General features: G+C 42.4%; 11 protein-coding genes. 8 read left to right on the top strand and 3 right to left on the bottom strand.

All coding sequences use genetic code 11. The annotated features are described in order from the left end of the window. The first annotated feature begins 10 nt into the window (after positions 1-10). The 3 genes from ACJJI4_RS02885 to ACJJI4_RS02875 all read left to right on the top strand — a co-directional run bounded on the left by ACJJI4_RS02885 (position 11) and on the right by ACJJI4_RS02875 (position 2420). Positions 11-475, top strand: a complete 465-nt coding sequence (locus ACJJI4_RS02885; protein WP_444926986.1) for a hypothetical protein — start codon at positions 11-13, stop codon at positions 473-475. A gap of 117 nt (positions 476-592) precedes the next feature. Continuing rightward, on the top strand, positions 593-1054 hold the full coding sequence (locus ACJJI4_RS02880; RefSeq protein WP_444928213.1) for a DUF4259 domain-containing protein: 462 nt from the start codon (positions 593-595) through the stop codon (positions 1052-1054). 508 nt (positions 1055-1562) lie between these two features. After that, positions 1563-2420: a PA4780 family RIO1-like protein kinase gene (locus tag ACJJI4_RS02875; protein ID WP_444926985.1), complete on the top strand. Its 858-nt coding sequence runs from the start codon at positions 1563-1565 to the stop codon at positions 2418-2420. A 727-nt stretch (positions 2421-3147) separates the two neighbouring features. Here the strand turns inward: ACJJI4_RS02875 and rho are convergent. Together rho and ACJJI4_RS02865 are read right to left on the bottom strand one after the other, a co-directional pair. Then, positions 3148-4086: a transcription termination factor Rho gene (gene rho, locus ACJJI4_RS02870; protein WP_444926984.1), complete on the bottom strand. Its 939-nt coding sequence runs from the start codon at positions 4084-4086 to the stop codon at positions 3148-3150. A 1100-nt stretch (positions 4087-5186) separates the two neighbouring features. After that, the gene (locus ACJJI4_RS02865; protein WP_444926983.1) at positions 5187-5630 is read right to left on the bottom strand and encodes an SRPBCC family protein; all 444 of its coding nucleotides are present in this window, start codon (positions 5628-5630) and stop codon (positions 5187-5189) included. Positions 5631-5732: 102 nt separating this feature from the next. On the opposite strand from ACJJI4_RS02865, the gene ACJJI4_RS02860 reads away from it, so the two are divergent. Then, a complete protein-coding gene (locus tag ACJJI4_RS02860) occupies positions 5733-6623 on the top strand; it encodes a LysR family transcriptional regulator (RefSeq protein ID WP_413664753.1) in 891 nt (296 codons plus the stop codon). A 691-nt stretch (positions 6624-7314) separates the two neighbouring features. Then, entirely contained in the window at positions 7315-8367 is a 1053-nt protein-coding gene (locus ACJJI4_RS02855) for a hypothetical protein (RefSeq protein ID WP_444916351.1), read from the top strand. 468 nt (positions 8368-8835) lie between these two features. On the opposite strand, the gene ACJJI4_RS02850 is transcribed toward ACJJI4_RS02855, so the two are convergent. Continuing rightward, entirely contained in the window at positions 8836-9144 is a 309-nt protein-coding gene (locus tag ACJJI4_RS02850; protein WP_444926982.1) for a hypothetical protein, read from the bottom strand. Between the two features lie 461 nt (positions 9145-9605). On the opposite strand from ACJJI4_RS02850, the gene ACJJI4_RS02845 reads away from it, so the two are divergent. From ACJJI4_RS02845 to ACJJI4_RS02835, 3 genes are all read left to right on the top strand, one after another. Beyond that, positions 9606-9941: a hypothetical protein gene (locus tag ACJJI4_RS02845; protein ID WP_444916350.1), complete on the top strand. Its 336-nt coding sequence runs from the start codon at positions 9606-9608 to the stop codon at positions 9939-9941. Positions 9942-10348: 407 nt separating this feature from the next. Then, complete coding sequence (locus tag ACJJI4_RS02840; RefSeq protein ID WP_444916349.1) at positions 10349-10975, top strand: LysE family translocator; 627 nt, start codon at positions 10349-10351, stop codon at positions 10973-10975. A gap of 589 nt (positions 10976-11564) precedes the next feature. Further along, a complete protein-coding gene (locus ACJJI4_RS02835) occupies positions 11565-11987 on the top strand; it encodes a GNAT family N-acetyltransferase (RefSeq protein ID WP_444926981.1) in 423 nt (140 codons plus the stop codon). Positions 11988-12580: the final 593 nt, after the last annotated feature.

Raw genomic sequence — 12580 nt, 5'->3', positions numbered from 1 at the left:
GGGAGTTTCGGTGTCGTTTCTCAGCAATATTTTCACTAAGGACAAAGCGAAGACTATGCGACTTGATAGTCTGGGTGAGTTTTCGTATGCCAACGATGGTAGAGACGAATATTGGAAGGTGGAAAAACCTGTAGGCCTATTACCGTCTAGATTTGATTTTGGTGCTGTTAGCGGAAGCCTAGAAGGTCCATATCCAGTAGCGCTTGACGCTTTTCGGTTCTATGCAGAAAGACCAGAAAATTTGCACTCCTACCTAAATGATCTCTTTTATTCCAAGCTTAAAGAAAAATATGGAGATTTCACTATAAAAGATATTCAATCAAATTTTTACCTTAAGTCTCTCACATGTAAATCCAAAGAAGAATTTGAGTTTGGATTTCACTCAAACAGTGATGATGTATTTGTAGAGCTATTTTGCAGAACTGGTTCGGTAACAGAAGTACATATTGATGAAGGCTGCTGTGAATACGTATAACCAATTAATCCACTACGCGCTTACGGCGCCGGACAGCCTACTCGCCGCTACACGACGCTTCGGCTACCGGTTATTGAGGCGTTAAGTGCAACCGTTAATAGAGTGCTGTATGTATAAATTAGTATTTCTAGTAGGCCTGATTTTTTTCCATTCCAAGCTGCAGCGGGCGTATGGGGAGTCAGTGCATTTGAGAACGATACTGCTCTAGATTGGGTGAGTGAAGTATCCAACTCAGATAATTCGCTAGTACTTTTTAAAAGTGCAATCGATGCGCCATCTAGAGGTGGATATATTGATGCTGACATTTGTTTCAATGCTATTGCAGCATCAGAAGTAGTAGCAATCATATTCAATGTACCGAGTGGAAAATATAATGAAGATATATTGAGCCTCGCAAAATCTCTCAAGCCAAAATTGAGCGAAGAGGCAGTGCCAAGAGCAGAGAAGGCTGTGGTAATTTGTAGTAGTGAGCCAGGCTCGGAATTAAAACAGTTGTGGAATGAATCGAAAGAATGGAGCTTCTATGTTAGTGGGTTACAGCTTCGCCTGAAGTCCGCACTTAAATCGGGTAGCCGGTAGTTTCTAACTACCGGCCCCCACACCACCCATCATGCGGGTCATGAATGCTAACCGGTTGGACCTACTTACCACTCAATAGCCACGCTGGCAGAATCACTGAAAAAAATTACACAGATTCCCCAAGATAAGAGTATAAAATTTCACAAATCAGCTGCATCATTAACCCTATCCATTAGATCACGTGGCTTTGGCACCCTTGGCCTACAGACTAAGCCATATAGGATGTTTCTGTTCGCTAACTCATAGTTTTGCTTGCGGCTTCCTCCCCACAAAACCTTATAGTATTGCTATTCGCTGGTAGTTAGAGGTCATTAAACGGTGATCTTCCTACTGGGGGCTTTCACATGTCAAGTGCAACTCTTATTGCCCTCATCCTTTACGCGGGCATTACAGGGCCTCATAATTGCTCTTTATCCGTAAGCAGGATTAGATTTCTTGTATCAAATACACATAGAAATATGTCAATAGCATATATGATTAATTGCCAAACACTCAAAGCTGGTATCTAGTGAAAACTCCCAAACGTCTACAGCCTCTTATCGATGATGGCTTAATCGATGAAGTTATCAGCCGCCTAATGAGCGGCAAAGAAGCCGATATATTTATTGTCCGTTGTCATGACGAAATTCGTTGCGCCAAAGTCTATAAAGACGCGAATAAGCGTAGTTTTAAAAAGGCCGCACAGTACCAAGAAGGGCGTAAAGTTCGCAGTGGTCGTCAAGCACGTGCCATGCAAAAACGGTCAAATTATGGCCGCCAACAGCAGGAAGAGATTTGGCAAAATGCCGAAGTTGATGCTTTATCCCGTTTAGCACGCGCTCATGTACGAGTTCCCAAGACTTTTGGTTGTGTTGACGGTGTATTATTGATGGAGTTAATCACTGACGAAGCAGGCAATGTCGCACCACGGCTTGGCGATGTGACAATGTCAGAAGAGCAAGCAATTCAAGATCATGCATTAATGATTCATTACATCATGCTCATGCTTCACGAGGGAATTGTACATGGTGATTTATCCGAATTTAACGTCCTAGTGGATGATTCCGGCCCTGTGATTATCGATTTACCCCAAGCTGTTAATGCCGCTGCCAACAACAGTGCACAAGAAATGTTCACTCGCGACGTCGACAATATGCGTCGTTATTATGGCAGATTTGCCCCCTCTTTATTACAGACTCAATACGCCAAGGAAATGTGGGCACTGTTTGAAGAGGGTAACTTAACGACTAGCTCAACGCTCAGCGGCAAGTTTGATGATGACGATGACAGCGCCGATGTCGATGCCGTGCTAGAAGAAATCAAAGCGGTGATGCAAGAGGAACTGGAACGGAAAGAGCGCATACGTGAATCCTCAGAAGATGCATAAATTTAGATGAAAGCACCCGGTTTAGTAAACTTATTGGTTACAGCGGGTATTGTTTATTACCCTATTGCACAAATTAGTGCACACGCACATTAGAACACCCAAAGGCTGGAGGATACTGTGAACTGTAGAGCAAGCTCTCTTTCTGGGGGCTCCTACCTTTTGATTTACAGGTAAGAGAGATTAAGTTCTGGGAATTGATATGCAGATTTTTGGAAATGCTATTTTGGATAAAAGAGTGGTAATCGTGTTATAGAGTATTTGGGGTAGAAGTAGATTAGCAGGATGTGGCTGAGAGGAAACGCCGGCAATCCCTATTCGGTGTATCCAGCGTTTATCGAGTTGGATGCAAGCTTGCTTTACCGTCTCCACTGATCCCACCAAACCTTTAAAGCGGTCTTCAAAGTTCTAACTTAGATAAAGCCAGTGTTTTGCTGAGATGCCCAGCCGCTCAAGGATAAGGAGCGCTTTTTGGGGGGGGCTAAATGCCGGCCACTCCAGTCTACTACCGCCAAATAGTGATCCAGCTGAAAGGGCACCCCTTTCGGTATATTAAGGCCACATTTTCCACTAAGCTCCTCATTGAGCAATCTCTTGTTAAAACACACCAGAGAATTGAAGTGTAAAGCCCTCGACTAAATAACGGCTGTCCTAGTAAGGACTCAGTCGCTAAGTAACTAACTCCAAAAATGCTAAGCGGCTAAATACTACCCTTAAACTTAACTAAAAATTAATCGTCAAGTAACTCCGCATTAGTCGGGTACTTTTCAAGGAGTTCAATAAGCTTTTTAGTGCCATCTACAGGCTTTAGGCTAGCAAGCGTTCTTCGTAAAGCTCTTATCGTTGCAATATCTTTCGAGTTGAACAGGATTTCTTCACGGCGAGTACTGCTTTTAGCAATATCCAAGGCAGGGAAAATTCGCTGTCTCGCAACTTCCTTTGACAATACTACCTCCATATTTCCCGTCCCCTTAAACTCCTCAAATATCACCTGGTCCATTCGGCTTCCGGTATCCACGAGGATCGTTGCCAGAATTGTAAGTGAACCACCAACTTCTATCTTCCTCGCAGCGCCAAACAGCTTTCTGGGGATCTCCATAGCCCTGGCATCTATCCCGCCAGACATTGTACGTCCCCTGCCACTCTGCTGTGCATTATGTACCCGTGAAAGTCTTGTCAACGAGTCAACCACAATCATCACATCCTGGCCCTCACCGGCTTCCTTACAGGCCCTATCATGGAGTTCATTAGCTACTCTCACATGCTCTTCATAGCTATGATCAGAAGAGGACGCATAAACTTCGGCCGGTACACTTCGCTTAAAGTCAGTAACCTCCTCTGGCCTTTCATCAATAAGCAAAGCGTACAGCTTTATTTCAGGGTAAGCCTCTCCCACTGCTTGGCAGATATGTTTCAGGATAGTGGTTTTGCCACAGCCCGGTGGAGCCACAATCAAGCCTCGTTGCCCCTTACCAATTGGCGTAATCAAATCCATCGCCCTTACCGTAAATTGCTGAGAACCTGACTCAAGGCGAATAGGCTCAGATGGATTAATAGCTACTCCATTTAAGAACCGTTTCTTTGGATCAGAAGTATCCTCTTGCTTTTTATCAGCCGTCTTAGGCTCCGTATTTCTCTTTACCTTTAAGGATAATATTTTTCTGGACATAACATGCTCTTTACAAATCAATCGAGACCGGGGAGATTATTAATGATTGTCGATGACTGGACAAAAGATTAGTACTCCCCCAAATTGGATACTATAGCCAGAACTTGCGGCTAAGCGATTACCCTTCCGAACCCAAGGCAGACAAATAGTCCTATTAAAACCCTAGAATACCGATTAACGTCAGCCGTAGCCATTGAAACACCAATCAGAATGAAAAAAACGAAGAACCGCTACTGATTGAAGGTGCACACTAGGACACCCACAGATTGTAAGATGACACCGGAAATAGTACAGGCTTTCCACGTTAACGGCCATTTCTCCTAGTCTGGATCGGACGAAGTGAAATGCTTAAAAAATATACTTTAGGTTTGAAAATTGCGTGAATTAGCCAACCTAAAGGAATAGCATCGAAAAGCCGGGAGGAAATAGTGGCGTGTCACCAAAAGGAAGCATTGGCAGTCGCCTATGCCATGCACCCAGCGTTTATTGAACTGAATACAGGCTTGCCGTACAGCCTCTTCTGATCACAGCAGGCTTTAAAAGCGGCTTTCAAAGTTCAGATTGAGATAGAGTCAATGCCTGGGCGAAATGCCAAGCCGATCTAGGACAGGGGGCGTTTTTGTGCAATATAACCTCGTTTTCCGATGTCTAAATGTCGGCTACTCCAGTCCACTAGCTCCAAGTAGTGATCCAGCTGAAAAGGTAGCCCTTTCGGCATATTCAAATGTTCAGCGCCGACAACCGGGAGTAGATTTTGGGGCCGCTCATTTGAGGCTGCCGCACGGATACGCTGTTGAATTGAAGTGTAATCAGATTCTCAGGTGTCTTGGCGATATTGGCACGGATCGAGGAGGTCTACATAAGCCATAGAAGCAGCCTGGGCTCTTTCATCCAGTAAGGCTTGGGACTGAAACGGCCTTCCCGAAATCAACCTGTACAAGTGTCTTCAGCATTAGCTTGGCGAGCGACAGATTCATTTAAATATCGCATAAACCAGCTGATATCCGTTAGGCGCTCCCGCCATAGAGAGAGGATTTCTTTATTTCATCACTTCGCATCGGCGCCACTTAGTTAAGGAACAATTATTGGATCAAGTCAGACTAACTAAAGCGCCGCTGTAAATTATCGACTGCAATTGAAATTCGCCCACCCAAATTTAATTTCATCTCTTTTATTACATCAGAGTTAGAATCGAGAGTGTCACTTCGAGAAAAGTACTTCAGGTTGAACCTGGTTGACTTCGGTGTTTCAGCATTAAACTCCATTAGCATGGCGGGTAATAGAGGGAGAAGATCACCCTCAGTGTAGAAATCTTGATTCAATCGGCTTTTCTTAACTTCTATAACAAGGGTTGCTTCTCCTTCAGGCATGACGATCACTTCTTGATATGTTTTTCCGGTCATGCCATGGGGAAGTTCGTTGTGAGAGGCAATAGAGGTTACCCCTGGGAACCATTCTCCGTAATTTTCCATGTTGGTGACGTACTCAAAGAACGTGTTAATCGGACGTTTAACCGTGATCGCGACTTCCGCTAATAAAATCATTATTTACTCCGGGTTCGTTATTTACGAGTCCACTATATTGTTCTTTTTGAATGATAAAAAGTGAACTATAATGCGATCGGAGTTTCCATTTTGGAAAGTGATATGTCGAAGTTTACCCAGTATGAGTCTTTTGTGGCTGTTGTTGATTCTGGTAGTATTCGGCTTGCTGCTGACAGTCTAAACAAGACGCCATCAGCGCTGAGTAAGCAGATTACAAACCTAGAGTATGATCTTGGTGTGCAGCTATTTGATCGCTCCAATAAGCAAATGGTACTTACAGAGCATGGCGCAAGCTTTTACAAAAGCAGTGCTGCAATACTAAGGCAAATCAGTGAATCAGAAAGGCGCATTCAGTATGATAACGAACGCGTCGAAGGGGACCTCAAAATAACGTTATCCCGGTCTTTAGTTGATTCAAGCTTGTCTTCTTGGTTGAGTGAGTTTTCTGAGCGTTATCCAAATGTTAGATATCGGCTGGAGTATTCCGAATCCATTATTAACTTTAGTGATTCTGATCTTGATTTTGCTTTTAGAATTGGTGAGATTGCGGACAGTACACGTTTAATCTCCCGCGAGCTATGTGAGGTTCGACCCACATTTTTTGCAACGACAGAATATCTCGCGACCCATGGTACACCTACTCAAATCTCTGAACTTACTTCCCATCGCGTTGCCATGCCACCTCTCGAGGACCTTTCACCAGAAGTAAGAAAGTGGTTAAAGAACAACAAGTTTAATAATCAGACGTATGCTCACCATAGAATAAATGATGTTCACGCCATTCAAACCATGGCGCTAAAGAATATCTGTATTGGGTTCCAGTTGCATCAGAGTATTATTAAGTTAATTGAATCGGGACTGGTAATACCTCTTTTCCAAAACAACAAGTTACCACCTAAGAAACTCAGCCTTGTATATCGTCAATCTCAATACAAAGCTAAGCAGATCGAAGTTTTTAAACGATTTATTTTCGAGAAATATAATAAAGAATAAGATGGCGGAGGGGCTAAATGATATTTCCTCTGCTCTAAATTCACACGATAATCGACATATACCAGCCCACAATGGGGCAACCAAAGACTGGGGGATGTTGCCAACAGTGTCTTATATTATGCTTCTATTCGTCAGATTGTAGCTTTGCTAGCGGCCCCTCCCCTCATGGATGGCTTTATCCTAGAGAGAGGCGTTGTGCAATTTTTTCTGGGTTCGATCAACTTTAGATGTATAACAAACACTGGTAGCTTTATTCGACCCCCTCAGGTCTCCGAAGGAGACCCAATATTATGCATGTTTATGTGGCTCCCTGTGGTCTCAGTTTCGTAAAAAAAGGGACAGGTAATATTTGGTTGCTCTGCCTCAGTGGCCATCAATCAAAACGCAGAAAATCTCTATTCTAGTTATTAATATAAGATTTTTTAAATTTAAGTATTTTAATAAATCTTAAATTGTTAAGTGCAAGCTTGATTGATTTAAATGGGAATCTACCCACTATTACCTTAAAGCAATTATTATTCGATATCGCATAACGTTCTTCATCACCTTCCATACGCAAAAAAACACCATTGATACCCTTCAGTCTGCCTTAGGTTATGAGCCCTTGCTATTTTCATTAGCAAGCTTAGTAAGGATCTTAATTGCTTGATTAAGTAAAATTACAGAATATACTTCATGGGGTGGTTAATTTATGGAAAGGGGCTATAAAAATAGTTTTTTAAACACAGCTAATAAGGCACTTATAAAGTGCTTCATTCTCACGTGTATGTGTTTGGCTCTAGGCTGCGATAATAGTGGTTCTGACAGCAATGACACACCCAAGGATACCACAACAGCAAGTGAATCGTTGCTGGCACAATTTGGCGATGCTCAGGGCCGCTTTAGCAAACAAACAATGCAGGCGCTATTAGAATATGAGGATACGTCGAACACATTGGCTCTTGTGCAGCTTATCGCCGTGAGTGATACCTATGGCTTTAGCAACTACGAGAGCTCGATTGAATCAGTATGGTCTAGCGTAGGTGGAGGCACTGTTTTTGCGAGTACAGTAGCGGCAACTATGTTCGCTGAACGGGAATTTAGCGCGATTCGTATCGCCGAATTTCCGAACATTGATGCAATACTAGAAGCTATTAATTCAGACAATTTTACAACCGCTATAAATACGCTGTATGGAGCTTCAACTGATCAAACTTGGATAATAGGAATACCCGGGAATCTTCCGTTTGAACCTTCCGGTTCCTTCTCTGACCCAAGCCTGGATAATCTTGATGAAGACGAAGCCATTGAACTACTTCTCAATACAGGCGCATTGGATGATAGCGGCGATGCGATATCGCTTTACACAAATATCGATGTCATGATCGATATGATTGTCAGCGACTCGCCCTCCCCGTTTTTTATGATGAACCTCATCGACTTTTATGAAACAGCACAATATTCTGACGGCCTAGAAACAGAATTAACCGGTGAAGAAGCTAATAGCATCTATGGTGAAACTATTGGGCTAATACTCTTTTCTTACAACAGCGGCCCTACCTATTCAATGGATGTTGATATTGTTTTGACTGAAGATACTATCGACTGGGAAAAGATTATGATTGTGCGCTACGCCAGTCGTGATGCCTTTTTAAATGCATTCTTAAACCCTGCCGCACAGGAGGCTTTAGAACATAAAGAAGCTGGATTAGAGAATACTTTTGTTTACGTAACAGAGCTAGCTGAAACCGGCACGGAAAATTAGCTATCCTTTTCAAGGCAGTTAAAACCATAACAGGACAAGCTACTGGATACTACGTAACAATACTTCCGGTGGGAAGCCTTCCTCCATTGAGTAGACACCTACCATTTGAGCAGGCTACACACTGGGACACTCATTTATTGAAAGATGACAGCGGAAATAGTACAGCGCTTCTGTCTTAACGACTATTTCTCCTAACCTGGTGTAGGGCAAGGTAGAGTGCTGAAAAATTGTACTTTAGGTTTGAAAATTACGTAACTTTGGCCAAATAGACCTTTGGATTGCTCACCTGAGGTGGCAGCACGAATACGCTGCTGAATGGAAGTGTGATCAGAGTCCAGCGAGTTTTTTCAATGTCAGCTCGGATAGGATTGAGATCGACATAGACCATGCAGGCGGCCAAGACTCTTTCATCCAATAACGCCTGAGACTTGAAATGGTCCTGCCAGGAGAAGTCTGTTTAGTGATCTTCTATGTTGGTTTGGTGGGCATTAATTCGTTTAGGTAGCGCATAAACCAGCTGATATCCATTAATCGCTTTCGCCATATCTCAATCAACTCTTTAAGTTTGCTCTCTTCAAAACGGTCCAGCGAGGTACCATGAATGAAGCGCTGAGCCAAGTTAGAAGCTTTAAATGGTTCCTGCCAGCGGGGAATGACCTCGGTATCAGACCAAGTATTGGCCTTTATAGCATCAATATAGAACACCACATGATAGTGATTGCTCATTACCGCATAGGCAGCGATATCCCGCGCAAAGATAACAGCCAGCCTTTGCATTTCAATCTCAATCCACTGGCGTCGGTGCTCATAATCCCTCCCCCACCTCCATAAAGGAATACTCTGCTTACACAGCGGGAGACTCAGTGATAGTTTGGAGTCGTATCAAGAGAGATCTGTGAGCGGCAAGACTGGGTGATGGGGTATGGGTTAACTGTTGATTTTCGTATTGTGTCAATGGTTGTGAAGCCTTAAGCTCTACCTTTGATAGATATCAAGAAAAGGCCTTCTAAGAAAACATAAACCGGCCCCATTTCTGTGGCGGCTGAGCAAAACGTTCAGGCTGTAGAAAAACTAATTTATGTCTTTGCTTCCTTAGATATGATCAAATATTAACCATAAATCGTGATTCTACGTGAATTCTGATCTAGCTTTCACTGATGAGTAGGCTATTTTTCACGTAGAAGCACAATACGAAAAGAGGGCTGAGTTTTTCTACACCCTCGTTATGTGAAATCAACATGAACAAAATAGAGCTTGCTCGAAAATATATGGAAATATTCTATGAATCAAAGGACTTTGATTCATTAGACCTAATACTAGATGAAAAGCTGGATTTTGAAGGGCCATTGTTTAAATGTAAATCGGCCAAAGAATATATAGAATCCCTGAAAGCTTCGCCTCCAGTTGATGTATCGTATGAGATGGTAGAAGAGTTTCACAACCCGAATTCAACATGTTACATGTATAGATTCACTAAAAATTGTAGAAATACATTAATGGCTCAAACATTCCATTATAAGGTGGGTCGTATTAGCAAAATTCGTCTTGTTTTTAATCCAGAGGAAATCTCATAAACCAGGTCGATAGTTTCTAGATACGAGCCCCACATCATCCATCGGGTGGGCTGGTCCGCAATAGGCAGCTCCCAATCCGTAATGAATATCTTCCCATTGGATCACATAGCTCCGATGCCCCTGCCATCTCACCTCCGAGCTAAGCGTTATAAGAAGTTTCTGCTCGTCAGCTCACAGTTTTTTTGCTGGCGGCTTCTTCTTCACAAGACCTCTCGATGTTGCAGTTGCCATTCGCTAGTAGTTAGCATTTAATGGTGATCTCCCTATAGGGGACTTTCACCCCCTTAGTCCACGCCCATACTGGGCGTACCAAATAAAGGCATCTGATCGGCATAGAAACCACCGCTTTGGTTTTCAACTGGACCCTTCAAGCGTAATATCACAAATTGTTAATATTGAGGAAAAAAATGGATTTAAGTTCTCTACCTTTATTTGTTGTCGCTTGCTTAGCAATCAATATGATACCTGGCCCAGACGTAATCTACATCGTATCGAATACAATGAAAGGTCAAATGGCAAGCGGTATAAAAGCTGCTATTGGGCTAGGCGTTGGATATTTTGTCCACACACTAGCAGCTTGTTTGGGTTTATCGGCAATAATCCTAAGTTCTGCCATGGCTTTTAGCATAGTCAAGTGGTTGGGTGCAGCCTACTTAGTATACTTGGGTGCCCAGTCTTTACTTTCCATGTGGCGAGGAAGTAATAAAATTGTTGTTGAAGAAAGTACTGATACAAATAAAAACATATTTATTCAAGGTCTCATTGTTAGCGTTTTGAACCCGAAAGTAGCATTGTTTTTTCTCTCATTCTTACCTCAGTTCATCGATACTTCGACCGATTTAGTATCGTTACAAATATTGATACTGGGTTTACTCTTTAGTACTTTAGCTACGGTATGTAATGTTCTATATGCTTCAGCTGGAACTTGGTTGTTTAGCAAATCAAATTCTGAGCAATTCTCTCGAGCACTCGAAGGCGTATCTGGAGCTCTACTCATCGGGCTGGCTGGGAAAATTGCCTTCACTGAACGTTAGTAGTATCAACTGGGCAATCGGTAGTTTCTAGCTACCGACCCCTCCCCCATAGTGCGGATCGGCATAGGACGGTTCAGCATCTATAGTAAATTTTTCACAACTTTAGTGTCAAACGGCTCATTCATTTGAATTGAATGACATGGCAGAAAACTACCTCAAATTAATAGCGGTATGCTAAACAGATCCCCTCAAATAAGGACCTAAACAATCACTACTCATTTACTCTATTTGTTAAATCATATCGTTCCGCTGCCCTTGAATGCCTACACTCCAAAATAAACCTTACGTGATGATTCTGCGGTTTCTTCACCAAAGGAATACTGTGTTATAGTTACCATTCGCTAGTAGTTAGCATTTTATGGATCTCATTGATGGGTGAGCTTCCTACAGAGGGCTTTTACCCCATTCAGACAATACTCATACTGGATGTACCAAGTACCAGCAATCCGACATTTATCCTAACACTTGCTTTGTGTTCGCTGCACCTATAAGCCTCCTCCCTAGATGCTGTTGCGGTAAGAGTTAGAGAACCCACGAATTTTAGACTAGGCTTAATATGATAATAAAACTTGACAATTTTAGCGAAGATATGGCAGGTCAGATCTTCACAATATTTCAACGCTCCTATAAGATTGAAGCTCAATTGATAGGCGCCGCTGACTTTCCTCCACTATCGCGAAGTGCGCAAGATATAGAGAAATCCAAATCGCAATTTTATGGATTTATTGACAATAAATGTCTAGCCGCAACTATCGAGATTGCTATAGAAGATAGGCGATTAGAAATTAATAGTTTAACTGTTGACCCAGATTATTTTAGGAAAGGAATAGCAAGTAAATTACTAAGCTACATTCTAGATGAATTTGAATTTATAGAAGCAATTGTAGAAACAGCTGCTGTAAATGAGCCCGCAATTAATTTATATAAAAAGTATGGTTTTGTTGAGTTTAAACAATGGATTCCGCCTCATGGCATTAAAAAGGTGGCATTATCATTAAAAAATGCGCTATAAAAAGAATAGCCGGTAGTTTCTAGCTACTGGCTACCCACACCATCCATCATAGGGTCCGCAATAAATTTCTATCCGGTGACAGCATCAAGCAGGCCTTAAGCATCTCCAGGGTAATAGTCTCGGTATTAGGCTATTAGACGATCAGCTGACATCTGTTTAATCACCTTGATTATTACGCGGTATTGTTCCACCACTTTTTTTCTATTCCTGTGATCGTGGCTAGTTGATTGTGCCTATTTATATAATTAGGAGTGATAGTGACAACTTAATAGCAACAAGCTAAGAATAGCTTCCTAGATAAGAGCGTGAACTTTCACTACACAACTACATCATTTACTCTACCCATTTTATCACTTACTTTCGTTGCCTTTGGTTGCCTCCCCTCACGGCTAAGCTCTGTATGACATTCTCTTTTGTCACTTCATAACTTTTCTAGAAGCTTCCATCCCATAAGACCTCACGGTATTTCAGTTGCCATTCGCTGGTAGTTGGCATTTAATACCCTCCTTAAATGGTGATCTTTCTACAACGGACTTTCACCTCATTAGTCCGTACCCATACGGCAGTACCAAGACGGCATACTGTGTGCCCTC

It is taken from the genome of Microbulbifer maximicatervae (SeqCode), from assembly GCF_052467305.1.
Note: the sequence above shows the minus strand (reverse complement) of the source record. Positions and strands in the feature narration are given on the sequence as shown.

Bases quoted from the DNA above. Each gene is read 5' to 3' on its own strand.
- rho (WP_444926984.1), bottom strand. From the start codon at position 4,086: ATGTCCAGAAAAATATTATCCTTAAAGGTAAAGAGAAATACGGAGCCT.
- ACJJI4_RS02850 (WP_444926982.1), bottom strand. From the start codon at position 9,144: ATGCAAAGGCTGGCTGTTATCTTTGCGCGGGATATCGCTGCCTATGCG.
- ACJJI4_RS02855 (WP_444916351.1), top strand. From the start codon at position 7,315: ATGGAAAGGGGCTATAAAAATAGTTTTTTAAACACAGCTAATAAGGCA.
- ACJJI4_RS02865 (WP_444926983.1), bottom strand. From the start codon at position 5,630: ATGATTTTATTAGCGGAAGTCGCGATCACGGTTAAACGTCCGATTAAC.
- ACJJI4_RS02840 (WP_444916349.1), top strand. From the start codon at position 10,349: ATGGATTTAAGTTCTCTACCTTTATTTGTTGTCGCTTGCTTAGCAATC.
- ACJJI4_RS02835 (WP_444926981.1), top strand. From the start codon at position 11,565: ATGGCAGGTCAGATCTTCACAATATTTCAACGCTCCTATAAGATTGAA.
- ACJJI4_RS02845 (WP_444916350.1), top strand. From the start codon at position 9,606: ATGAACAAAATAGAGCTTGCTCGAAAATATATGGAAATATTCTATGAA.
- ACJJI4_RS02860 (WP_413664753.1), top strand. From the start codon at position 5,733: ATGTCGAAGTTTACCCAGTATGAGTCTTTTGTGGCTGTTGTTGATTCT.